General features: G+C 63.1%; 22 protein-coding genes. 10 read left to right on the top strand and 12 right to left on the bottom strand.

Features of this window, described 5'->3' with window-relative positions; all coding sequences use genetic code 11:
* The coding region (locus tag EOA78_RS21460; protein ID WP_164783864.1) for an amidohydrolase at window positions 1–1,208 on the bottom strand (1,208 nt) is incomplete at its 3' end.
* 169 nt (window positions 1,209–1,377) lie between these two features.
* On the opposite strand from EOA78_RS21460, the gene EOA78_RS21455 reads away from it, so the two are divergent.
* Complete coding sequence (locus tag EOA78_RS21455; protein ID WP_127316866.1) at window positions 1,378–2,409, top strand: histone deacetylase family protein; 1,032 nt, start codon at window positions 1,378–1,380, stop codon at window positions 2,407–2,409.
* Window positions 2,410–2,720: 311 nt separating this feature from the next.
* Window positions 2,721–4,364 (top strand): MFS transporter, encoded by a 1,644-nt coding sequence (locus tag EOA78_RS21450; RefSeq protein ID WP_127316865.1) that lies wholly within the window; start codon window positions 2,721–2,723, stop codon window positions 4,362–4,364.
* A gap of 86 nt (window positions 4,365–4,450) precedes the next feature.
* Here EOA78_RS21450 and EOA78_RS21445 read toward each other — a convergent pair whose 3' ends face one another.
* On the bottom strand, window positions 4,451–5,872 hold the full coding sequence (locus tag EOA78_RS21445) for a hypothetical protein (protein WP_127316864.1): 1,422 nt from the start codon (window positions 5,870–5,872) through the stop codon (window positions 4,451–4,453).
* Between the two features lie 505 nt (window positions 5,873–6,377).
* On the opposite strand from EOA78_RS21445, the gene EOA78_RS21440 reads away from it, so the two are divergent.
* Window positions 6,378–6,662 carry an SCP2 sterol-binding domain-containing protein gene (locus EOA78_RS21440; RefSeq protein ID WP_127316863.1) on the top strand — a complete coding sequence of 95 codons (285 nt, stop codon included), beginning with the start codon at window positions 6,378–6,380 and terminating at the stop codon, window positions 6,660–6,662.
* A 62-nt stretch (window positions 6,663–6,724) separates the two neighbouring features.
* Here the strand turns inward: EOA78_RS21440 and EOA78_RS21435 are convergent, their stop codons facing one another.
* Both EOA78_RS21435 and odc2 read right to left on the bottom strand, forming a co-directional pair.
* A complete protein-coding gene (locus EOA78_RS21435; protein WP_127316862.1) occupies window positions 6,725–7,294 on the bottom strand; it encodes an N-acetyltransferase in 570 nt (189 codons plus the stop codon).
* A gap of 91 nt (window positions 7,295–7,385) precedes the next feature.
* Entirely contained in the window at window positions 7,386–8,519 is a 1,134-nt protein-coding gene (odc2, locus tag EOA78_RS21430) for an ornithine/lysine decarboxylase (protein WP_127316861.1), read from the bottom strand.
* Window positions 8,520–9,060: 541 nt separating this feature from the next.
* Here odc2 and EOA78_RS21425 point away from each other — a divergent pair.
* The 4 genes from EOA78_RS21425 (at window position 9,061) to EOA78_RS21410 (ending at window position 13,048) form a co-directional block, all read left to right on the top strand.
* Entirely contained in the window at window positions 9,061–10,260 is a 1,200-nt protein-coding gene (locus tag EOA78_RS21425; RefSeq protein WP_127316860.1) for an amidase, read from the top strand.
* A 1-nt stretch (window position 10,261) separates the two neighbouring features.
* Window positions 10,262–11,161 carry a LysR family transcriptional regulator gene (locus EOA78_RS21420; RefSeq protein WP_127316859.1) on the top strand — a complete coding sequence of 300 codons (900 nt, stop codon included), beginning with the start codon at window positions 10,262–10,264 and terminating at the stop codon, window positions 11,159–11,161.
* Between the two features lie 86 nt (window positions 11,162–11,247).
* Window positions 11,248–11,916 carry a DUF1007 family protein gene (locus tag EOA78_RS21415; RefSeq protein ID WP_127316858.1) on the top strand — a complete coding sequence of 223 codons (669 nt, stop codon included), beginning with the start codon at window positions 11,248–11,250 and terminating at the stop codon, window positions 11,914–11,916.
* A 4-nt stretch (window positions 11,917–11,920) separates the two neighbouring features.
* On the top strand, window positions 11,921–13,048 hold the full coding sequence (locus EOA78_RS21410) for a nickel/cobalt transporter (protein ID WP_127316857.1): 1,128 nt from the start codon (window positions 11,921–11,923) through the stop codon (window positions 13,046–13,048).
* Between the two features lie 32 nt (window positions 13,049–13,080).
* Here EOA78_RS21410 and denD read toward each other — a convergent pair whose 3' ends face one another.
* The 4 genes from denD to EOA78_RS21390 all read right to left on the bottom strand — a co-directional run bounded on the left by denD (window position 13,081) and on the right by EOA78_RS21390 (window position 16,196).
* Window positions 13,081–14,058, bottom strand: coding sequence for a D-erythronate dehydrogenase (gene denD / locus EOA78_RS21405; protein ID WP_127316856.1), 978 nt, complete (start codon window positions 14,056–14,058; stop codon window positions 13,081–13,083).
* Window position 14,059: 1 nt separating this feature from the next.
* Window positions 14,060–14,266 carry a hypothetical protein gene (locus EOA78_RS21400; protein ID WP_029349698.1) on the bottom strand — a complete coding sequence of 69 codons (207 nt, stop codon included), beginning with the start codon at window positions 14,264–14,266 and terminating at the stop codon, window positions 14,060–14,062.
* Between the two features lie 63 nt (window positions 14,267–14,329).
* Window positions 14,330–15,316, bottom strand: a complete 987-nt coding sequence (locus tag EOA78_RS21395; RefSeq protein WP_127316855.1) for a cation diffusion facilitator family transporter — start codon at window positions 15,314–15,316, stop codon at window positions 14,330–14,332.
* A gap of 193 nt (window positions 15,317–15,509) precedes the next feature.
* Entirely contained in the window at window positions 15,510–16,196 is a 687-nt protein-coding gene (locus EOA78_RS21390; protein ID WP_127316854.1) for a GNAT family protein, read from the bottom strand.
* Window positions 16,197–16,279: 83 nt separating this feature from the next.
* On the opposite strand from EOA78_RS21390, the gene EOA78_RS21385 reads away from it, so the two are divergent.
* Window positions 16,280–17,464, top strand: coding sequence for a pyridoxal phosphate-dependent aminotransferase (locus tag EOA78_RS21385; RefSeq protein ID WP_127316853.1), 1,185 nt, complete (start codon window positions 16,280–16,282; stop codon window positions 17,462–17,464).
* A gap of 124 nt (window positions 17,465–17,588) precedes the next feature.
* Complete coding sequence (locus EOA78_RS21380) at window positions 17,589–17,969, top strand: YciI family protein (RefSeq protein ID WP_127316852.1); 381 nt, start codon at window positions 17,589–17,591, stop codon at window positions 17,967–17,969.
* A 24-nt stretch (window positions 17,970–17,993) separates the two neighbouring features.
* On the opposite strand, the gene EOA78_RS21375 is transcribed toward EOA78_RS21380, so the two are convergent.
* From EOA78_RS21375 to EOA78_RS21365, 3 genes are all read right to left on the bottom strand, one after another.
* Window positions 17,994–18,749 (bottom strand): SDR family oxidoreductase, encoded by a 756-nt coding sequence (locus tag EOA78_RS21375; protein ID WP_127316851.1) that lies wholly within the window; start codon window positions 18,747–18,749, stop codon window positions 17,994–17,996.
* Window positions 18,750–19,030: 281 nt separating this feature from the next.
* A complete protein-coding gene (locus EOA78_RS21370) occupies window positions 19,031–19,798 on the bottom strand; it encodes a tellurite resistance TerB family protein (RefSeq protein WP_127316850.1) in 768 nt (255 codons plus the stop codon).
* 200 nt (window positions 19,799–19,998) lie between these two features.
* Window positions 19,999–20,922, bottom strand: coding sequence for a rhodanese-related sulfurtransferase (locus EOA78_RS21365; RefSeq protein WP_127316849.1), 924 nt, complete (start codon window positions 20,920–20,922; stop codon window positions 19,999–20,001).
* Between the two features lie 191 nt (window positions 20,923–21,113).
* Between EOA78_RS21365 and EOA78_RS21360 the strand changes: the two genes are divergently transcribed.
* On the top strand, window positions 21,114–21,752 hold the full coding sequence (locus tag EOA78_RS21360; protein WP_127316848.1) for a 2-dehydro-3-deoxy-phosphogluconate aldolase: 639 nt from the start codon (window positions 21,114–21,116) through the stop codon (window positions 21,750–21,752).
* 110 nt (window positions 21,753–21,862) lie between these two features.
* On the opposite strand, the gene EOA78_RS21355 is transcribed toward EOA78_RS21360, so the two are convergent.
* A complete protein-coding gene (locus EOA78_RS21355; RefSeq protein ID WP_127316847.1) occupies window positions 21,863–23,800 on the bottom strand; it encodes a DUF882 domain-containing protein in 1,938 nt (645 codons plus the stop codon).
* Window positions 23,801–23,966 lie beyond the last annotated feature (166 nt).

The following is a 23,966-nucleotide window of genomic DNA, read 5'->3' as shown; positions in this document are numbered from 1 at the left end:
AAACGCGGCACATCGGCGGCGGTGATCACCTCGATATGCTCGACCCGATGCCGGCTGTCGCGCCTGCCATTCGCCTTTTGCGCTGCCTCGTAGCCGTCGAGCACGGCGCGCACTGCGCCGTCGCCAATCGAGTGCACCGCCATCTGCAGCCCGCGCCTGTCGACGGCCACGGCAACGTCGATGAATTGCTGCGGCGTGAAAAGCGGCTCGCCCACCCAATCCGGACGATCCGCATAGGGCTCGACCATCACCGCCGTCCATGAATCGAGCACGCCGTCGTAGAACACCTTGACCATGCCCGACGACAGCCATTCGCCATGGTAGCGCTCAGCCATCACTGAGGCTTTGTCGAGCATGTCGAGCGTCATGAAATTCTTATAGTGGAACGGCACCTGCACGCGGCACAGCAAGCCGCCTTCGGCCTCGATCTCGGACAGGATTTCGAGCTGGTGCAAATTGCCGTCCATGTTCTGGATCGACGTGATGCCGTGCCTGGCACACCATTCCAAACCGCGGCGCATGATCGCCCGGTCGGAGGCCTGCTCCGCCGGCGTCGGCTTCGGGTCCGGCTCGCCGCCGGTGGCCAGGCCGAGCCGCACGCGATCCTCGCCGGCCAGCGCGATCAGCGGCCCGAAGGCCTCGCCCTCACGCAATTCGCCACTGGCCAGCCCGTCGTCGCCCATGACGATCTCATTGCCGGGACCAAGCCGCTTGCCTCTAAGCAGGCCGGCCAATTCCAGCGCCTTGGTGTTCGCCCACATTGTGTGGTGGTCGGGCGCCGCCATAACGAAGGGCCGGTCCGGCAGGATGCGGTCGAGGTGATGGCGGCTGACCCGCTCAGTCGCCGACAGGATGGTATAGTCGGCGCCTTGCGCTTGCAGGACGGATAGATCCGGCCGCTTTGCTGCATAATGGCGAACAGCATCGCAAAGCGCATCGAAACCGTGGATGCCCATCAGCTGGAGGTGATCGAGCTCGGCCGCGCCGGCGAAAAGATGCATATGCGATTCGATGAAGCCGGGGACGACCGAGCCGCGCTCGGCGTCGATAACGCGCGTGCCGGATCCCTTGTGCTCCAGTACGGTCGCGCGATCTGCGATCGCAATGATTTCGCCGTCCCTGATAGCTATGGCTTCGGCGCGGGGAGTATCGGGATCCATCGTCAATATGCTGGCGTTCTCGACGATCAGATCGGCCGATTGCGGCATAAATTTCTCCCGTTTGAGCTTAGGCTAGCAGAGTATTGGCGCCTGGCAAGCCGTCCGCTGGCACTCGCAACAGCGGTCCGGAATGCCTCTTGGCGGCGCTGAAACTCTCTGCGACAAAGCAGTCCGTCAACGACAGATACGCAACTCGAAGAGCGAACCGGCCGCCAAAATGAAGACTGTTTTCTCCCCTCTCCACGCCGGCCACGCCGGCAATTTCGAACTCATTTCAGGCGCCATCGTGCCGGCCTTCGAAAAGCCCTCGCGCGCCGAGTTCATCAAGGCGAGGGTGGAGAGCGAAAAGCTCGGCCCGATCCTGCCACCCGAGACCCACGACCTCGCCGCCGCCAGGAGAGTGCATACCAGCGACTACATCGATTTCCTGCCGACCGTATGGCCGCTCTGGGAAGCGTCGGGCCGGACAGGTTCGGCCATCCCCTTCACCTGGCCGACGCGCGGCTTGCGCGGCGATGTACCACCCAGCACCATCGATGGGCTGCTTGGCTTTTACTCCTTCGACGGCGGCGCCACCTTCGTCAAAGGCACCTGGGAGGCGATCAAGTCGTCCTATGACGTGGCGCTGACTGCGGGCGCCCTGGTCAAGGACGGCGAGATATCAGCCTTCGCGCTCTGCCGCCCGCCCGGCCATCATGCCGGTGCTGCCTTCATGGGCGGCTATTGCTACATCAACAACGCTGCGGTTGCCGCGCAATGGTTCCGCGACCAGGGCGCCAAGCGCGTCTCGATCCTCGATGTCGACTACCATCACGGCAACGGCACGCAGGAGATCTTCTACGGCCGCGGCGACGTGCAGGTGCTGAACCTGCATGGCGACCCGATGACCGAATATCCATTCTTCCTTGGCCATGCCGACGAGCGCGGCTCAGGGCCCGGCGAAGGCTTCAATGTCAACTACCCCATGCCGTTCGGCACCGCATGGGACGCCTGGAATGCTTCGCTGGAGGACGCCTGCGCGAAACTTGCGGCTTACGCTCCCGATGTCGTTGTCGTCTCGCTTGGCGTCGACACGTTCGAGAAGGACCCGATCAGCAAGTTCAAGCTGAAAAGCGCCGACTATCCCAAGATTGGCCGTCGCATCGCCAAGCTCGGCCTGCCGACGCTGTTCGTCATGGAAGGCGGCTATGCCGTCGAGGAAATCGGCATCAACGCGGTCGGCGTGCTCACCGGATTCGAAGATCGGTAATGCATGTCGCCCATAGCCTGCCCTCGGGCGTTTTGATCCGAGGGTGCGCGGCGGTTTTGAGATAACGACATTCGTAAAAATTTAGTAGGCAGCGGTCGCATCGGCTGGCCCAAACTCCGCCCTCACCGAAGCGCTTCACGCCGCCTGCAAGGGTGGCCGCTGACTTGTTCCAGCGTACGCTATCCTGTTGTTGGACCATGATCTCCTTTGAAAAGGCCTTCGCCCTTTGCAAAGTCATGCTCTACCTTGAAGGAACGATATGAGGGCATCGATTCTGGAAGAAGGCAGCATTTGAAGTCGGGGAAGCATCGATGATCGACGACGAGCCGGACAGCGAACGCGTCTCGGCGCTGGCGCCGTTCCGGCACGGCATTTTCCGCGCGGTATGGTCCGCCAGTCTGGTTTCGAATTTCGGTGGCTTGATCCAGGGCGTCGGCGCCGCCTGGATGATGACCACGATCGCCACCTCGTCCTATCAGGTCGCGCTGGTCCAGGCCTCGACCACCTTGCCGATCATGCTGTTTGCGCTCGTTGCCGGTGCCATCGCCGACAGCTTTAACCGGCGCAAGGTCATGCTGATTGCCCAGATCTTCATGCTGGTCGTCTCGGTTCTGCTGACCGTGTTCACCTATCTTGGCTTGATAACGCCGTGGACGCTGCTCGCCTTCGCCTTCCTGATCAACAGCGGCACGGCGCTTTACAACCCATCGTGGCAGGCTTCTGTCGGCGATATGGTGCCGCGCGCCAAGCTGCCGGCTGCCGTCGCGCTCAACTCCTTGGGCTTCAACTTGACGCGCAGCGTCGGCCCGGCGATCGGCGGCATCATCGTTGCCGCCGCAGGTGCTGCAGCGGCTTTTGCCGCCAACGCTTTGAGCTATGTCGGGCTCCTCATCGTGCTTGCCCGCTGGAAGCCGGACCTGCCAGCCTCGACACTGCCGCGCGAGACGTTGGGGGCGGCGATGGGCGCCGGCCTGCGCTACGTCGCCATGTCGCCCAATATCGGCAAGGTGCTGGCCAGGGGTGCGGCTTTCGGCTTCAGCGCCGGCGCGGTTCTGGCGCTGCTGCCGCTGGTGGCGCGCGATGTCGTCAAGGGCGATGCCTTGACCTACGGCATCATGCTCGGTGCGTTCGGTATCGGTGCCGTCGGCGGCGCGCTGATCAGCGTCCGGCTGAGGCAGATCCTGTCCAGCGAGACGATGGTGCGCATGGCATTCGCCGGCTTCGCGCTTTGCGCCTTCAACGCCGCCGTCAGCGACCACGCCTGGCAGACGTCGCTCGGGCTGCTCATTGGCGGCGCCTGCTGGGTGATCGCGCTGTCGCATTTCAACGTCACGGTGCAGATGTCGACGCCGCGCTGGGTGGTCGGCCGGGTGCTCTCGGTCTATCAGACGGCGACCTTCGGCGGCATCGCGCTCGGCAGCTGGATTTGGGGTGTCGTCGCCGATGCGCATGGCGCCGAATTCGCGCTGATCGCGGCTGCCGTCGCGATGCTGGCGGGCGGCGCGATTGGCCTCTTGCTGCCTTTGCCGCAGCAGGCAGTTCTCAACCTCGATCCGCTGAACCGTTTCAAGGAGCCGCATCTTGCGCTCGACCTAAAACTGCGCAGCGGCCCCATCGCCATCATGATCGAGTACATCATCCGCGAGGAGGACGTGCCGGAATTCCTGGCCACCATGGCCGAACGCGGCCGCATCCGCCGCCGTGACGGCGCCCGCAACTGGACGCTGGCGCGCGATCTCGAAAATCCCGCAATATGGATCGAGCACTATCACACGCCGACATGGCTCGAATACATCCGCCACAACAAGCGGGCCACCCATGCCGACGCCGTTGTCGGCGAGCGCGTACGGGCACTGCACAGCGGCGCCGAGCCGCCGCGCGTCCGCCGCATGATCGAGCGTCCGACAACCGCCGGCACGGCGATCGTCATGCCGAAAGGACCGATCGAGCATTAGGCCCTGCCGGTGTGTCCAGTTGGATGAGCACATGACGCTCTAAGCTGATGGGTCACACGTACTAATCGGCGCAGCCCACCCGCGACTTAGGATGCAGCGCGCAGGCTCGTACGGACGCGCCGCCTGCTTGTGGCGCGGGCCTTCTCCGCCACGACACCGGTGATCTCGACCACGCCGTTCTCATGCGGTCTGGCGTTTGTGACCTTGTGGAGACGCTCATAGGGCAACAGTTCCTTGACCCGAGCATCGAGCAACGCGACTTCGGCTCGCAGATCCTCGCATTCCTGCCTCTGGACATCGAGCTGTATCTGTTCGGATGCCTGCTGCAGGGAAAGCTGCGAAAAATTCGCACTCACCGTCGAAAGGTGCATCTTGTCGTTTTCGTTCTCCTGTCTGAGAGCGGACAATCTTTCCTCCGCAATTTGCTTTTCGGCCACAGCGTCGCTCCATTGAGCCTTGAGATTGGCGATCTCGCTGGCGGCTTGACTGTTCTCGTTCGAGGCAATTTCCAATCGTGATTGGAGGTTGCGAATTTCAGAACGCAGGCCGCCGATCTCCGTGAAACTACGCGCCCGCTCGGCTTCCCTGTCACTTTCCATGATACGGGCCGCTTCCGTCATTTCCGACAGCTTCGCTTGCGCGATATCAAGCGATTTCTGCAGCCGCATCTCCTCTTTCTCGCTCTTGCCAAGCGCAGCCAGCAGTTCCGAAATTCGCGTCGCATCACTGGCATGAATTGTCGAGAGTTCATCCAGCCTGTGCCGCGCCTCGGCTTCCCGTTTCAGCGCCTTGTCGAGATCGATCGACAGGCTGACATGCTTTTCCCTTAGTATGTCGTTCTCGCGTGCGCATCTGTTGGCCTCGGCCGTTCTGGCCGAAAGCGTGTTGACGAGATCGCCGAACTCCGCTTCGCGTTCTGCGCTCGCATTGCCTGCCACAACGAGTTCCAGCCTTGCTGCAGCCAGCGCAGCGCGAAGTGCCTCCTTGTCCTCGACCAGGCTTGTCTCGCGCTGCTGCAGGGCCTCGACAGCACTTTGACGCTCGCGCTGCTTTTTGGTCGCGTCATGGAGCTGCTCCGACAGCACTCTTTGCTGCGTGGTCAGGCTGACATTTGCCAGTTCCAGTTCGTTGGCGCGAAGAATGTCCCCGTGAAGCAGCTTCAGGAATTCGCCTGTCAGATGATGCGAGGTCGCGATCTCCGACAGTTTCGTGTTGATCTCCTCCAGATACTCCCGCGCATCGTCAAAGAGCCCATCAACTGCATTTAACGCAGCCAGTCGGGTTTGGGCGTGGGAAGTCAGCCGTAATGCGATCTCGGGAGTGTTCGTATTGTCCTCAGGCTGAGAGTTGTCATTCTTTGCCGCGAGATTCTCATCCGGGACGTCATTCAACGGCGATTGGTCGTCCAGCTTGAGACACTCATCGAACGCATCCGCCAAATCGGCTTCGAGCTCCTTGAATGCTCTGTCCACCTTCTCGGCACGCTTGATCAGACTTTTGATTCTCATGACTGAACATCCCCCTCTTGTAGCGCCACCATGGGGTTTTGATCCTCGCCTGCCGGATACGGGTTCATCCTACCTCCCCTGACGCGGTCGCCGCGTGAGATGACCGCTCTTGAATCTGCTGTCATGGTCCGTTTACACCACCCTGAGCGCATGAGGCCGAGTCCACGCTAGGGACAGGCTTGCCTACTGTCCTCGTCTGTTTGAATGACGTAAACCGTTTGCCGCCGGCTTTGGAAACAACCCACCGGAGGAACGTCCGCCAGAGTTGCAGGCACGACGTCACAGGCGGGCGGCTGGGCGCGCCCTGACCTTCGCCCGACAGATCTCGCGGAGCAGCTTCACTGCGGCGATAAAACCGTCTTCATCTCGGGGAACCGCGTTGACGTAAACGTCAACCCAAAGCTATATGCGCCAGCGACCGTGATCGCGAAATGCGCAAGACGGCGACTTCGGCCAGATCGAAGTGCCATTCTGCGACAAACGCAACGAGACGAGGAGAACGGCCATGGGCGTTCAGGAAATTGCCGACAAGATCAGCGCGCGCGTGGCGAGTGCCGGGTTCAATCGTTCCGTGAAATTCGACACCGGCGGCGACGGTGTCATCGTCATCGACGGCGCTGATGTCTCGACCACCGACGCGCCAGCCGACTGCACCATAAAGCTTTCGGTCGACGATCTGGAGTCGCTGATATCAGGCGATCTCAACCCGACTATGGCGTTCATGTCCGGCAAGATAAAGGTCGAAGGCGATATGAGCGTCGCCATGGCACTGAGCCAGCTGATCGGCTGATCCAACCAATTCGGGATGGAAACAAGCCGCCGCCCGATGGGCGGCGGCTTGTTTCCGATCCATCAGGCAGCGAGCGGCAGCCGCTGTGCCTTCAGCTTGCGCCCAGCCGCCCTCAGCGTGCCCCGCGCCTCGGCGAGCGCGCCTTCCACCAGTTCCAGCGCCAGCAGGCGGTGCCGCTCATAAGGTCCGGGCATGGCCAGCGAGCCGGTTTTTTCGGCCGAAAACCCGAAGCGCTCGTAATAGGGCGCATCGCCGACCAGCAGGATCGCCGCGTGGCCGAGGCGCGCGGCTTCAGCGATCGCATGGCGCATCAGCGCCGAGCCGATACCGGCATTCTTGATTGTCGGATCGACGGCGAGTGGGCCAAGCAGAAGGGCTGACCTACCGCCCTCGCCCAGCACCACATCCCATAGCCGCACGGTGCCAGTGACCCCGCCCGAAGCGTCGCGCGTGACAAAGGCCAGGCCTTCCGAAGGCCGGCGGCCGCGCCGCAGCTTTTCCGACGATTTTTTCCGGCGCTTCGGCCCCATGGCGCGATCGAGCAAAGCCTCGCGCGCCGAAACGTCGGCAGCGGTTTCGGCGACGATGACAAAGGCTGGCGAGCCGCCCACGATTTCAACTGGCATTTCCATTTCCGCGATCCTTCACGAGCGGATTGTTCCACAGGCGAACCGAAGCGGGCGATCTCGTCGCCCGCACCGGGTGATCTGAGGGCCGAAGCCGTCAGATCACGTAGGATCGGAGAGGCTCGAAGCCGTTGAAGGCGACCGAGGCGTAGGTCGTCGTGTAGGCGCCGGTGCCCTCGATCAGCACCTCGTCGCCGATGGTCAGCGACAAGGGCAGCGGATACGGCGTCTTCTCGTACATCACGTCGGCCGAATCGCAGGTCGGGCCGGCGAGCACGCAGGGTGCGGTCTCGGTGCCGTCATGCGCGGTCATGATCGGGTAGCGGATTGCCTCGTCCATCGTCTCGGCGAGACCGCCGAACTTGCCGATGTCGAGGAACACCCAGCGCACATTGTCGTTGTCGGCCTTCTTCGAGATCAGCACGACTTCCGACTTGATGACGCCGGCATTGCCGACCATGCCGCGGCCCGGTTCGATGATCGTCTCGGGAATCGCGTTGCCGAAATGCTTGCGCAACGCTGAGAAGATCGCCTGGCCATAGGCCTGCGCCACCGGCACATCCCTGAGATAACGGGTCGGAAAACCGCCGCCCATATTGACCATCTTCAGGACGATGCCTTCCTCGGCGAGCGTGACGAATACCTTTTTGGCGTCGCCGAGCGCGCGGTCCCAGGCGGTCAGGTCGGTCTGCTGCGAGCCGACATGGAACGACACGCCATAGGCGTCGAGGCCGAGCGTCCTGGCATGGCGCAGCACGTCGACCGCCATCGCCGGCACGCAGCCGAACTTGCGCGACAGCGGCCATTCGGCGCCTTCGCCGTCGGTCAGCACGCGGCAGAACACACGGGCGCCGGGTGCAACGCGGGCGATCTTCTCGACCTCCTCGACGCAGTCCACCGCGAACAGCCGGATGCCAAGCTGATAGGCGCGCTGGATGTCGCGCTCCTTCTTGATGGTGTTGCCGAAGGAGATGCGGTCCGCCGGCGCACCGGCGTCCATCGCCATCTCGACTTCGGCAACGGAAGCGGTGTCGAAGGACGAGCCCATCGCAGCAAGGAGGCGCAGGATTTCCGGCGCCGGGTTTGCTTTCACCGCATAGTAGATTTTCGAATCGGGAAGCGCCTTCTCGAAGGCGCGAAAATTGTCGCGCACGACATCGAGATCGACGACGAGGCAAGGGCCGTTCGGACGTCGGGTGGCGAGGAAGTCAAGGATGCGCTGGGTAGCCATCGGGGTCTCTCCATCAGCGCCTTTCGGCGCGCACAAAGGCTGCGGGACGCGGGTCATCGACCTCGCGAACACGCGGTGGACAAAGGCGGGACGTCAAATCATGGAACCAGCCGGTGGAGACCCCGGAACCATGAAACGCCGTCTCGCGGCGGTGAACCTTGGCCTTGCCCGGCCTCGGTTCGCTTTGTCTGCCTTGGCTTGGATGGGAGACCCGTCCGCACTGCCGGCAATGAAGGTGTGCCTCTTCAGTAACCCCGGTCTTTGGACGACCGGCAGAACACCAGAAAGGCCCGCACCGTCGTTGCTTCAAGGTGTCCTCGGTCTGGCGGTTGGCCGCTAAACCGACTGGAGGGGTTGGCTCCAGTTACCTTACCGATTGCCCTCACCATTCGAGGATCGGCGGACACCCACAGGCACGTGCGACTTTGGGCAAGCGCGATATAAGAGCGAAGGGTTTCACAATCAATAAAAATCGGCAGCAAGGTTGTAAAATTTCCGCCGTCGCACAATGTTGGACAGACTGTATCCGGATATCGAACGAATGACAGGCACTCGTGGCCCTCTGAACGCTTTTCTCGACCTTGGCGATATCCCTGTGTCCAATGCGCAATCCGGCCCGCTTGCCGGCCTGCGGCTGGCCGTCAAGGATATTTACGACGTCGCCGGCTACCGCACCGGCTGCGGCAATCCGCAGAAACACCGGGAGGCTTCACCCGCCTCGGCGACAGCGCCGGCCGTCCAGGCGCTGCTTGATTCGGGCGCGCGCTTTGTCGGCAAGACACAGACCGACGAGCTGGCCTTCTCCCTGATGGGGCTGAACGCGCATTTTCCGTCGCCGGTCAATCCGGCAGCGCCGGACCGCGTCATCGGCGGCTCATCCTCCGGTTCCGCCGCCGCGGTTGCCGGCGGGCTGGCCGATATCGCCATCGGATCCGACACCGGCGGCTCGATCCGCGCGCCGGCAAGCTTTTGCGGCTTGATTGGCCTGAGGACCACGCATGGCCGCATTTCGCTTAAAGGCGCCATGCCGCTGGCCCCTTCACTGGACACGTTCGGCTGGTTCGCCAGGGACATGGCCACCTACGAAAAGGTCGGCACGGTGCTGCTCGGCGACGATCGGCAACGCCACGACTTGGCACGCGCCCTCGCCCTCGACGCGCTGGACGGCCTCGTGCTCGGCCCGCAGCAGGCCGACGAATATCGCGCCATGGTCCGCACTGTCGCTTCGGTGCTGGGCGCGCCGCGCACCGTTGCCCCGCTGTCGCATTCCACCGATGATCTCTATTGGTGCTTCCGCAAGCTGCAGGGGTACGAGGCTTGGCAAAATCATGGTGCCTGGATCTCGCAGGGTCACCGGATGCTCGGCCCCGGTGTCAAGGAGCGTTTCGAGCATGGCGCGACCATTGACCTCGCAACCGCACAATGCGAAACGGAACGTCGCGTTTCGTTTCGTCTTGAACTTGCCGACCTGCTTGGCGAGGACGGTGTTCTTGTGCTGCCGACCGCTCCAGGTGCCGCCCCCCTCAAGGCCGCCTCATTTGACGATTTGCAGACCTATCGCGAGCGCGCGCTAAGGCTGCTGTGCCTTTCCGGCCTGTCCGGCTTTCCGCAGATCACCCTGCCGCTGGGCAAGGCCGACGGTGCGCCATTCGGCCTGTCGCTGCTCGGACCTCAGAACAGCGACCGGCAGCTGATGACGCTTGCCGCGCGTATCCTTTCAGCCCACCAAGGGAGCGCATGACATGGACACGCTGACCCGCATGCGCGCCTTTATCGACGTGGTCGAGGCCGAAGGTTTTTCGGCAGCGGGGCGCAAGATCGGCCGCTCCAAGGCGCTGCTGTCGAAATATGTGCGCGAGCTGGAGGACGAGCTCGGCGCGCTGCTGCTCAACCGCACCACCAGGCAGTTCTCGCTGACCGAGGCCGGCCACACCTATTACCGCCGCGCCTCGGAAATCGTCCGCGAGGTCGACAGCCTGGCCGATGCGGTGCGTGAATCCTCCGGCGACGTTCGCGGCAGGATCAAGCTGTCGGCGCCGCGCACTTTTGCTGACGCACCGATCGGCCAGTCGCTGATCGACTTCGCCAAGCAGCATCCCGACATCGTGCTCGACATTCATCTCGACGACCGCTTCGTCGATCTGGTCGAGGAAGGTTTCGATCTCGCCGTGCGCATTTCGCGGCTGGAAAACTCCTCGCTGATCGCGAGGCGCCTGGCGCCGTTTTCGGTGCGGCTCTGCGCATCTCCCGAACTGATCGCCAAGCATGGCATGCCGGTGCGCCCGCAGGACCTTGGCCGCGTGCCCTGCATCATAGACACCAATGGCCGCTGGCTGACCAACTGGCCGTTCAAGGGCGACAGCGGCGATACGGTAACCGTTTCGGTCTCCGGTCCGATCGAGGTCAACAGTCCGATGGCGGCAAGGGCCGCCGCCGTGGCGGGATTGGGATTTTCCATCCTGCCGGATTTCATCGCAGCGCCCGACATCGAAAGTGGCCGGCTGGTGGCCGCGTTGGATGACCGCATCCTACCGGGTGGCGGCATCTTCGCCGTCTATCCGCACCGGCGCTATTTGCCTGCGAAGGTTCGCGTCTTTGTCGATTTCCTGGTGCAGTGGTTCAAGACGATTGACAACGCATGAGCTTTCAGCCGCCTTGCGGTCCCATTTTCGCCCCCTTTCTGGTAACTCTCGATATTTAACCCAAGCTGATGGAATCGCGACCGAGAATGCACCTGAAACGGCAAGCAATCATGATGGCTTCGGCCATGGCGGCGACATTTGCCTCGGTCGGGCCAGCCGAGGTGCATCCCCACGTCTTTGCCGAGGCTCGCCTCGAAGTGGTCTTCAGTCCGGATCACCAGACTGTGAAGGCTTTGCGCCATCTCTGGCGCTTCGACGATTTGTTTTCGAGTACGGTTATGATGGAATTCGACAAGAATTCCGACCTGAAGCTCGACGACAAGGAGCTGAAGGAAGTCGCCGACACCGTCCATGCTTCGCTGGCGGAGTTCAATTACTTCCAGCTCGTCACCGTCGACGGCAAGGACGAGGCGATGAACCCGCCGCCGCAGCTGATGGCCAATTTCGAGAATGATCAGCTCATCATCCTGTTCGAATCCGAACCGAAGGCGCCGATGAAGTTGGCCGGCAAGATCGATATCGGCGTCTACGACCCAACCTTCTACACGGCAATCGATTTCACCGAGGATGCCAATCTGCAGGTCGATGGCATGCCGTCGACATGCACGAGCAAAGTCGTTCGTCCGAACCCCGACGAGGCGCTCGCCGAGAACCAGAAGACCCTGACGGACGCCTTCTTCAACGATCCGACAGGCACCGATATGAGCAAGATCTTTGCGACCAAGCTTGAACTGAACTGTCAGCCAGAAGGATAATCCGGTGACGAAACCGTCCCTGCGTTTGGCCTTCGGCCTTTTGGCCGTCGCACTTGTGACGACGCACTTCCTCGGCGCCGCCCACGCTCAGAGCTCGCTCGGCATAGGCACCAATGACGGGATGGCTCCCACCACCGGCCCATTCGCCCACATCCTGATGTGGATCAACCTGCGCCAGCAGGAATTCTACCGCGCGCTTGCCGGCGCAATGAAGGCGATGCGCGAGGACGGCAACAAACTGTGGCTGCTTATCGGCCTGTCCTTCGCCTATGGCATTTTCCATGCTGCCGGCCCCGGGCACGGCAAGGCGGTGATCTCGTCCTACATGGTCGCGAACGAAGTCGCGCTCAAGCGCGGCATCGTGCTGTCCTTTGTCTCGGCCCTGCTGCAGGCGCTGACGGCGATCCTGGTGATGATGCTCGCCTACTTCGTCCTGCGCGGCACCACCATATCGATGACCGATGCGGCATGGTTCCTCGAAGTCACGAGCTTTGTCTTCGTCACCCTGTTCGGCGCCTGGCTTTTGTGGCGCAAGGCCGGCCCCGCTATCCTCCGCCTGTTCGGCGCCAACCCTCCCTACAGCCTGTCGGCGGCCCATGCCGGCCACTCACATGCAGGCCACTCACATACGCATTCAGTGCATGCGCTTCACGCACATGGCCATGACGGTCACGACCATGATCACGGCGCACGCGACCATCACCATGACCATGGCGGGCACGATCACCATCACCATGCGGCGGGCGAAGTCTGCGAGACGTGCGGACATTCACACGCGCCCGACCCGGCGCTGCTTTCCGGCGACCGCTTCGACTGGCGCACCGCCTGGTCGGCGGTGGCTGCGGTCGGTATCCGGCCCTGCTCGGGCGCGCTGATCGTGCTGAGCTTTGCCATGCTCAACGGGCTGTGGTTCGGCGGCATCCTGTCGGTGCTGGCGATGGCACTCGGCACCGCGATCACGGTTTCGATCCTGGCGACGCTTGCGGTGACCGCCAAGAACTGGGCGGTCTATTTCGCCGGTGACGGCCGCATGGGAAACCGCATACATTCGATCGTCGAGATCGGCGGCGCAGCCTTCGTCTTCCTGTTCGGGCTGCTGCTGCTTTCGGCCAGCCTGACCGCTGGCGGATAACGCCTTCACCCGTCCGACCGAACGCGCGTTAGCTAACCGGCAATTTTGCCGTCCAGCTCGTCCTCGATATGGACGCGGATGATATCGTCGAAGCTGGTTTCGGCGGCAAAGCCAAGCTCCCTCGACCGCCGCGCTTCGAACCGTGTCGGCCAGCCCTTGACGATCGCCCAGATCGTATCGTCGGGCTCCTCGCGGATCAGTTTCACCGCCTCGGCGCCGGCAATGCGTTCCAAGGCCTCGATCTGCTCGCCGACCGTGACGGCGACACCGGGCATCGTCAGATTGCGGCGTGGCCCGACGGCGCTGCCGTCGATCCCTGCTGCGTGGATCAAAAAATTCACCGCGGAGCGCGGGCTGGCGTGGGTGTGCACGACAGAGCGCGGCACCGGCAATATCGCTTCCTGGCCGCTCAACGGCTCGCGGATGATGCCGGAGAAGAAGCCTGACGCGGCCTTGTTGGGCTTGCCGGGCCTGACGCAGATGGTCGGCAGCCTGATGCCGATGCCGTCGAAGAAGCCGCGCCGCGTATAATCGGCGAGCAATGCTTCGCCCATCAGCTTCTGCGTGCCGTAGGAGGTCAATGGCGTCGGGTGGAATTCGTCGGGGATGATGTCGGGGAACGGTGCGCCGAACACGGCGATCGATGAGGTGAAGACGACGCGTGGCGCAAACCCCGCCAGCCTTATGGCATCGAACAGCGCCCTTGTGCCGTCGAGATTGACGCGATAGCCGAGATCGAAATTGGCTTCCGCCTCGCCCGACACGACGCCGGCGAGATGGAAGATCACGTCGGGGCGCTGCGCGACCAGCCGTTCCATCGCGCTCGCCGCGGCGAGATCGCCTGTGTGGATGGTGACGCCGACGCCTTCCAGTGCCGGCGCCTGCGGCGGCACGATATCGTGAAGGTCGAGCGCTGCGATCTTCCGGCCGCTGAGCGTTCCGTCCTTCGCCAGCCGGGCGATGAGCTTACGGCCGACCATGCCTGCCGCGCCGGTAATCAAAACACGCATATCAATGATCCTTTTTGCGCTGGCTGCGGCCACGCAGCCAAAACACGACGAAAATGGCCACCATGAAGACAGCGGCAATAACAGCGGCAAGAATGGTCGAGACGCGGCCGACCGCCAGCATCACGGTTGGCAAATAGTAAGCGGCGATGCCGAACAGCAGCAGCACCCAGAGGGCGCCTATCGCCGCGTTGCGCGTGTCGCGATCCATCACGCGGCCCTGACGCGGCGGGAATTCATCAAGTTCGTTACCAATGCCATGGAGCTCCCGGTGTCAGTGATAGTGGCCATGATGCGGAGCCGCATCGTGCGCATGGTCGTGCTCGCCATCGTGCCCATCATGGCTGTCGGCGCAATGGCCGAATTCCGGTTCTACGGTGGCGTGGGCGATGCCATGCTCGGCGGCAAGCCGCTTCTTGATGGCGCTGACCGCTTTGTGGGCATCGACGCCATCGTTGAGGCAAGCATGCAAGGTCGCCATGTTGCTTGACCCGTCAAGCGACCAGACATGCATGTGATGCACCTCGCGCACGCCCTTGACTGTCCCCTCTATGTCCTTCGCGATCAGGTCGCGATCGAGGCTCGCCGGCACGCCCTCGAGCAGGACATGGGCTGCTTCGCGCATCAGCGACCAGGCCGTGGACAGGATCAGCAGCGAAACAAGGATGGACAGGATCGGATCGATAGGCGTCCAGCCCGTTGCCAGGATGATCAGCGCAGCTATGATCGCCGCCGCCGAGCCAAGCAGGTCGCCGAGCACGTGCAGGATGGCGCCGCGCATGTTCAGGCTGTCGCGGTCGCCGCCATGCAGCACGAAGAAGGAGCCGATATTGACCAGCAGACCGGCGATCGCGACGACCAGCATCGGCCCGCCGAGCACGGGCGCAGGCGCCAGCAGGCGTTCCCAAGCCTCATAGATGATCCACAGCGCAATGGCGAAGATGGCAATACCGTTGGTATAGGCGACCAGCGTTTTGACCCGGCCGAAACCATAGGTGAGGCGAACGGTGGCCGGCCGGCCGGCCAGATGAAAAGCATACCAGGCAAGGCCGAGCGCGATACAGTCGGCGAGCATGTGGCCGGCATCCGCCAGCAGCGCCAGCGATCCGGTGAAGAGACCGCCAAGCGCTTCCACGACCATGAAGCCGGCGGTCAGGCAGGCTGCGATCATCACCCGTTTCTTGTCGGTCGAGCCGTGCACATGACCGGCGCCGTGGCTGTGGTCATGCCCTTGCGAACCATGGTCATGGGTGTGCGCCATCTGCGAACTCCTGTTAGAGCCTGATCCATCCCGGCAGAATCGGGGTGGAGGCTTTATCTTCCTGTTTGACCATAATCCTGCCCGAACCGAAGGTCAGCGCAGCAAAAACCGGCTCCCACTTTTCGGGATCATGGTCCTTCCTGTTTGGCCATGATCTTGCCCGAAAACCGGCTTCCACTTTTCGGGATCATGGTCAGGCGCCGAACTCGGCGCGGAAATCCTCGAGCCGTCGCTTCTGGCGGCCGTCGCCATCGAAATTGGCCGGATCGAGCCATGCCTCATAGGCTCTGCGCAAAGCCGGCCACTCCTTGTCGATGATCGAATACCACGCGGTATCGCGGTTTTCCCCCTTGACCACAAGATGCTGACGGAAAATGCCCTCGAACTTGAAGCCGAAACGTTCCGCCGCGCGCTTCGACGGCTCGTTGCGGTTGTTGCATTTCCATTCGTAGCGGCGATAGCCAAGCTCGTCGAAGATGAATTTCATGAACAGGAACTGCGCTTCCGTGGCCGCCGGTTTTCGCGAGATCAGCGGACCCCAATAGATGTTGCCGATCTCGATGACGCCGTAGGCCGTGTCGATGCGCATCAGAGTCTGGCGCCCGGCGACCTTGCCGCTGGCCTTGTCGATGACGGCAAAGAACAGCGGATCCTCGCTGGCTTCCGCCTTGTCCAGCCACGGCTGGAAGGCGACGCGGCTCTCCGGCGGGTAGTCGAACAGCCAGGCGAAGCGGCCATCGATATCGGGCACCGACGAGGCATCGAACAGGCCGTCGCCGTGCTGTTCGGCGTTGAGCGGTTCCAGCCTGACAGTGCGCCCCTCCAGGACTTTGCGTTGGGGCCGCGGGCGCGGTTGCCAATTCTTGAGATTTTCCGACACCCAAAGCTCCAATCCGTTTGACTTTTGTGAGCGGACGCTCACAAAAACGCTCGCTCGGTGAAAGAACCACAGGGACGGGAAAAATGCTCCACACGATTTCGGCCTTCGATCGTCTCGGCGAGGAAAACGCCTTCGCGGTGTTGGCTCGTGCCACCGCGCTCGCCCATCAGGGCCGCGATATCGTCAATCTTGGCATCGGTCAGCCCGACTTCAAGACGCCGCAGCACATCGTCGAGGCGGCGATCAAGGCGCTGCGCGACGGCCACCACGGCTATACGCCGGCCAACGGCCTGCTGGCGACACGCGAAGCGGTGGTGCGGCGCACGCTGACCACCACCGGGGTCGAAGTTTCGCCCGAGGCGGTGATGATCCTGCCCGGCGGCAAGCCGACCATGTTCGCCGCGATACTGATGTTCGGTGAACCGGGCGCCGAGATTCTCTATCCCGATCCCGGCTTTCCCATCTATCGCTCGATGATCGAGTTCACCGGTGCTGCTCCGGTGCCGGTGCCGATGCGCGAGGAGAACGGCTTTGCGTTCTCGGCGCAGGAGACGCTGGCGCTGATCACGCCGAAGACCAGGCTGCTGATCCTAAACTCGCCGGCCAACCCGACCGGCGGGGTTACCCCCCGCGCGGAGATCGAGAAGCTGGTCAAAGGGCTGGAAGCGCACCCGGACGTCGCCGTCCTCTCAGACGAGATCTACGACGTAATGACCTATGACGGCGAGACGCATTGCTCCCTGCTGAATTTCCCTGAAATCCGCGACCGGCTGATCGTGCTCAACGGCTGGTCGAAGACCTGGGCAATGACCGGCTGGCGCTTGGGCTGGTCGATCTGGCCAAACGGCGACAAGGGCGCCCACCTCTACGACAAGGTGCGCAAGCTGGCAGTCAATTGCTGGTCCTGCGTCAATGCCCCGAGCCAATATGCCGGCATCGCCGCCATCGACGGTCCGCAGGACGACGTCGACAAGATGATGCGCGCCTTCGACCGCCGCAGGAAGGTCGTGGTCGAAGGGCTGAACGTCTTATCAGGCGTTTCCTGCATCACACCGAAGGGCGCGTTCTATGCCTTCCCCAATGTCTCAAAAACTGGCTGGAAGGCCAAGAAGCTGGCGTCTGCCTTGCTTGAGGATGCCGGCGTGGCGCTTATTGGCGGACCTGATTTCGGCATTCTCGGCGAAGGCTATATCAGGCTGTCCTACGCCAATTCCGAAGAGAACATCCTGCGCGCGCTGGAGCGGATCGAGGCGTTTCTGGGCAAGTGAGGACAAAACGTATGACCGCGAAAATCGGAATCGATTTTCGCTGGGGATCATGCGCAATCAAAGTGCTACAGCGCTCATTGCGCGTCCGGCGAAAGAATTCACGACCGAAGAAAGGTGACGTCAGATGTTTTATGCCATCCTCGCCTATCACGTTGAGGAAGCGATCACGGCGCTGACGCCGGAGGAGGATGCGGCGCTGATGACCGACCTGCTCCAGATCAACGAACGGCTATACCGCGAAGGCTCCCTTGGCCCGGCGGCGCGGCTCGGGGCGACACAAGACGCGTGTACCTTGCGCGGGCCGGGTGCCGGCATGGTCATTGACGGGCCTTTCGCCGAGACCAAGGAGCAATTGTTGGGGCTCTACGTCGTCGACTGCGCCACGCGTGATGCCGCGATCGCGATTGCACGCGACCTACGCCGCGTCAATCCAACCGCCGTCTACGAAATCCGCCCCATTTCGCTGTATCTTCCCGGCGTGCCGCTTTCGGCCACGCAGTCTTAGACCGCTCGTCGAGTCTTCGAGCGACTACCCTCGCCCGACATACGGCATCTTCGTCGCCATCACGGTCATGAACAGCACATTAGCGTCGAGCGGCAGGCTGGCCATATGGACGACGGCATTGGCGACCTGCTGTACATCCATCACCGCTTCGGCGGCGATGGAGCCATTGGCTTGCGGCACCCCGACCGTCATCGCCTGCGCCATGTCGGTCAAGGCGTTGCCGATGTCGATCTGGCCGCAGGCGATGTCGTAAGGCCGGCCGTCCAGCGCCAGCGTCCTGGTCAGCCCGGTAATGGCGTGCTTGGTCGCGGTATAGGGCACTGAGCCCGGCCGCGGTGCGTAAGCCGACACCGAGCCGTTGTTGATGATGCGGCCGCCCATCGGCTGCTGCCTTCGCATGGCGCCGAAGGCGGCGCGGGCGCACAGGAACGAGCCGGTGAGATTGACCCCGACGACTTCGTTCCACACCTCGACGGGGATCTCGTCGATCAATGTCGACTTGTAGCTTGTGCCAGCATTGTTGAAGAGCAGGTCGACACGACCGAAAGCCGCCGCCACGGTTTCGAACATCTCGTCGACCCGGTCGGCCTTGCTGATGTCGCAGGCGACCGCCAGCGCCTTGGCTTGTGTCGATCCGGCGTCGGCGATCGCCTCGTCCAGCACCGGCTTGCGGCGTCCGCAGAACACCGTGTTCCAGCCGGACCTGAGCAGCGCCGTAGCGACGGCTTTGCCGATGCCCGTGCCGGCGCCGGTGACGATGGCCGTTTTGTAGTCTGTCATAACTGTCCTCCTACAGCGCCGCGTGTCCGCAAGGACGCTATAGCAGCTTGATTTCGAGCAAGTTGATTTTGCGCATGATCGCTTCCAAAAATCGATTCCGATTTCGGGTTATGCGCCAGCCGGCTTCAACAGAAGGGCGGCCATTGGCGGCCGCCCTGATCTGAACCGGACTTGGGAGGAGGAAAGCCGATCCGACTACCTAAAGTTATGCGCTTCCTAGGTAAACGAGGCATTAACGCGAGAGCGGCGCCCGGATCGCCGCCCTCCGCGGCCCCTGAAGCCTACCAGCGCGAGCTGGCGGTTGTCTTGTCCGACTCTGGCACCCCTGACTCCGGCACCTTTGACTCCGGCACCTTTGCCGCTGACACCGTCGCCTCGACATGGTCGACCAATGCGTCCGGCAGCCCGAGGCGGCCGGCGAGCAGATCGAGATAGCCGCGTTCGGCACGCGTATCCGGATCGATGGTGAGGCGCGAGGCGGTGTAGAGTTCGAGCTTCTGCGCGTCGGTTTGGGCGCCGGCGACCAGCGTATCCAGGTCGAGCGGCGTTTCCAGCTCCGACATCAGGAACTTCTCCGCGTCGGAGCCGATGCCCGAGAGGCTGAGCTTGCCGGCGATCTTTTGCCGTTCGTCGTCGTCGATATGGCCGTCGGCCTTCGCCGCCGAAATCATCGCCCGCACCAGCGTCAGCGTGAATTCGTCCTCGCCTTGCGGCGCTTGCGAGGGATGGAAGCTGGTGTCGGCGGGCGGCGGCAGCAATTCCGGCGAGCCGGCTGCGGCCGTTTCCGCAGGCGCCTTGCCGTTCTTGTAGTTCTGGTAGGCCTTGTAGGCGAGACCGCCGATCATGGCCAGGCCGCCGAGCTTCACCGCAGTGCCGGTGACCTGACGGCCAGCGCCGGTTCCGAGCAGCACCGCGGCCAGTGCGCCGGCCGCCAGCGGATTGTCCTTGGCCATCTGCACCGCCTGACCCCCTTTGTCGCGGACGGTCGACCCCGTTCCGGGAATTTGCGAGCCGAGCAGATCGTCGAGGAGCTTCTTGGGATCGAACATCAATGCCTCCAGAATTGGCCCGGCCGAACGTGGACGGGCGGGTTTTCGGACGTTGAAGAGGTAGGCCCCGCATATTGACATTACAATGACCGATGAGCGCTTTGCCAATGATCGCGGAAACGAGATGATGTCAGGATCTGCCGTGTCCTAACCCATCGGCCCGAAAATGAATTTTGTGCGTCCAGCGGACGCATGTCGCTCTAACGTCCGATGTGCGGAGCCCTGCCTTGCGCTTCTGCAAGCTCGACCTGGCGCTGACGCTCGGCGTAGCGCGCGCGATCCTCGTCGGAACGGGCATCGAAGCAATGCGGGCATGAGATGCCGGCGGCGTATTTCGGCGATAACAGGTCCTGCCCGATCAGCGGATGCCGGCAGGCGCGACACAGTTCCGCCTCACCCTCGACCAGCCCGTGCGACACCGAGACGCGCTCGTCGAAGACGAAGCACTCGCCCTGCCAGAGGCTCTGTTCGGCGGGCACCTCTTCGAGATATTTCAGGATGCCGCCCTTGAGATGGAATACATCCTCGAAGCCGAGCGACTTCACATAGGCCGTTGCCTTCTCGCAGCGTATGCCGCCGGTGCAGAACATGGCCACCGTCCGGCCGACGAGCTCGGCCCGGTGCTGCTCGACCCAGGCCGGGAATTCGCGAAAGCTCGTCGTGGCGGGATCGACCGCGCCCTTGAAGGTGCCGATCGATACCTCGTAGGCATTGCGCGTGTCGATGACGATCGTGCCCGCATCCGAGATCAGTGCGTTCCAATCGGCCGGTGCCACATAGGTGCCGGCGCTTGCCGCCGGATCGATATCGCTAACGCCCATGGTGACGATCTCGCGCTTCAGCCGCACCTTCATGCGGTGGAACGGCGTCTGCGCGGCGCTGCTGTACTTGACCTCGAGACCGGCGAGACCTTCGATGGATTGGAGATGATCGATGAGCGCGGCGATGTCAGCTTCGCTGCCGGCGACCGTGCCGTTGATACCCTCATGCGCCAGAAGCAGCGTGCCCTTGATACTGCGTCCGCAGCAAAAGGCGGCGAGAGGTGCGCGCAACGCCTCGAAGCCGTCGAGCCGGGCAAACCTGTAGAGCGCGGCAACGCGGAAAGGTTGATTGGGCAGTGTCATCGCCGAAGCCACTAAACGCTCGTGAAAGCCGATTCAAGGCTGACGCGTGGATCAGCCTCTCCCTGGTGGCTTTGACGGCCGGTGCCGACGGCATTGCCGGCAGTGCGTGACATCGCGACACGCTTCGTTTCGTGGACAGAAAAACGGCCTTCTGCTAACCGGTTGAACGGATCAATACCGGAGAGACGACAATGCCCAGCAAGACCGAAAAACTCCTGTCGCTCCTCAACGGCCAACCGGTTATCCCGGTGCTGAAGATCGCCAACATCGCCGATGCCGTGCCGCTGGCGCGTGCCCTGGCGCGCGGCGGCCTGCCGGCGATCGAGATCACGCTGCGGACAGCTGACGCGCTGGAGGCGATCCGGCTTGTGGCAAGCGAAGTCGAGAACGCCATCGTCGGCGCCGGCACCATTCTGGACGCTCGCCAGTTCGGCGAGGCGGCAGCAGTCGGCTCCAAGTTCATCGTCAGCCCCGGCATCACCCGCGAGCTTCTGGCGGCGGCGAAGGACAGCGACGTTCCGTTGCTACCCGGCGCCATCACGCCGGGTGAGATCATGGCCGCCCGCGAGGCAGGCTTGCGTTTCCTGAAATTCTTCCCGGCGGAACAATCCGGCGGCATCGCGTCGCTCAAGGCATTCGCCTCGCCGCTGGCCGATGTGCAATTCTGCCCGACCGGCGGCATCACCGGCAAGAACGCCGCCGACTATCTGAGCTTGCCCAACGTCATCTGCGTCGGCGGCTCCTGGGTGGCGCCGGACGATTTGGTCAAGGCCGGCCGGTGGGACGAAATCGAGGCGTTGGCGCGCGCGGCGAGCAAGCTCGGGCGGTAGAGAAACTCTTATCCCCAAGCGGACTGGCTGCATCGCGGCGTTTTTGTTTTTCGAACAGCAAAAAGCCGCGCGGGTTGTCCGGCGCGGCTTTGTTTTGCTTGGTCGATCCGCTACTTGGTCTGGAAGCGGGCTACCGACATGAACTTGACGGCATTGCCGGTGAACCGGTTGGCGTCGGCCAGCTGATCGTTCGGCTGGAAGCCCGCCGTGTAGACCTCAGTCGGCGGCGTGTGCACGATATTGTAGGCATAGCGCGGCGCGGTCGTCGCGCTGGAGACGGTGGCGACATTCTCGCCGCTGTTCAATGCCCAGCGCGCGGCCTTCGGCTCGGCGGCGACCACCACGGACTTGGGACCAGGCTTCAGGTCACGGGCGGTTGCCCTGGCTGCCTTGCGGGTGGTCTTCACAGCCGCACCGATCGCCGCGGCCGGATCCGAGCCGGCCGGACGGGCAAAGACAGCCTCGCGCGGCGATGCGGCATTGCCGTTCGCCGGACCGCTGAGAATCGAGCTCGGCTGGGAGAGCGAAGCGACCTGGTATTCGTCGGTTGCGCTGACCCGCTCGAGGACGGCCTTGACCGCATCGGATGGAACCTGGTCCGTCTGGGCCAAATCGGGCCGCTCCAAGTCGGGCTGGGCCAAATCAGGCTGGGCCAAGTCAGGCTGGGCCAAGTCAGGCTGCGCTAGATCGGGCCGAGCCGAAGGCAGCACCGAGAACGCATCGGTAGCGGTCTTGCCGTGCCCGGCCGTATCCGCCAGCGCCAAAAGCACCTCCTTGTCCTGCGGCGCAAGGTCGGCCGCTGCAAGGTCGGCCGGCAGCGAGTGATCGGGACGCCAGGTCGGCAACGGAACGTTGTTGGCCGCAACCTGCGCCGCATCGGCGACAGCGGACGGCTCGGCCATGCCGAAGGGAGCGCTTGCCGGCGCTTGCGCGGTCGCCACCGCCTGTTCAGTGGTGGCAGTGGCATCCGCCACGCCGAACGGAACGTTTTCGGGCGGCTGAGCGCCGATATCGGTCTTCGGACGCGGGGCGAAATCAGGCAGCGGCACACTGCGCGCCGGCAGCGCCGCGATGATCGTTTCCGGCGTGTCCTCCTCCGGTTCCGGAGCAGGCGCATCGGCGATTTGCGGAATCTCGGCGCGCTTCGCATCCTGAGGCGACACGATGGCAATGCCCGGAAGCTTGCTGTTCTTGGCCGCCGGCGCCGGCTTCGCGGTCGCCAGCTTCACGCTCGCCGGCGGCTTCACGTTGGTTGACTTCGGCGCTGGCGCGGCTGCCACATCGGCGCTGTCATCGGCCTCGTCTTCACCGCCGCCGAAGAAAGCCGCCAGCAGACCGCCGGACTTCTTGAAACCGCCACCTGCGCTGGCCAGTTCGATGGCGGGAGCGCCGGCGCCCTTGCGCGCCTTGTAGGAGGCGAGCGCCTGTGAATAGCCGGGCAGCGGCTTGCCGTCGCTCGGCACATGCAGCGTCTTGCCATTGGGGAACACACGCGCCAGTTCCTGGCGGCTGATGCCCGGCCAGTGGCGCACATTGCCGACATCCATGTGGACAAAGGGCGAGCCGGACCTCGGATAATAGCCGACGCCGCCGCCCTGCATCCGCAGACCGATGTCGCGCAGTTTCTTCAGCGGCACGCCGGGAATGTAGAAGTCCATGGCCTTGCCAAGCATATGCTGGCTTTTCTTGGCGACGCCCCTGCTGCGGCTGCGCAGCATCGAGTTGGTTGACGACGAGCGATAACCGCACACGACCTGGATATAGTCGGTGGCACCGCTCTGGCGGTAAGCCTCCCAGACCAGGTCCAGCAGGCGCGGATCCATCTTGGTCGGCTCGTTGCGGCGCCAGTCGCGCAGGATGACGTTGATCTTTTTCAGACCCGCCTGGTCGTAGCGGCCGCCGCGCTTGAAGACGATCTCCGCCTTCTCTTTGGTGTGGAGGTTATAGAGTTTCAGCGAACGTGTCTGGGCGCTGGCGCCGGTCGCAGCCGCCGTAAGGAAGCCAAAGGCGAGAATCACTGCTGCCAGCCATCTCGGCCAGACGCTCATGTGATAATGCCGCCCGTTTGTGTGTCGTTCGACTTTGTTCAAATCAAAAGGCCTTGCAGGCTGCCGTTTGTCCCCGGATTTGACCAACGGATGCGGTGGTGTTCGCATCCGAATATCGATCCTAATGGTTAATCATCGCTTATTGAAGCCGAAATGCGGTAACACC

The organism is Mesorhizobium sp. M5C.F.Cr.IN.023.01.1.1, from assembly GCF_003997585.1.
GTDB lineage: Bacteria > Pseudomonadota > Alphaproteobacteria > Rhizobiales > Rhizobiaceae > Mesorhizobium > Mesorhizobium wenxiniae.
Note: the sequence above shows the minus strand (reverse complement) of the source record. Positions and strands in the feature narration are given on the sequence as shown.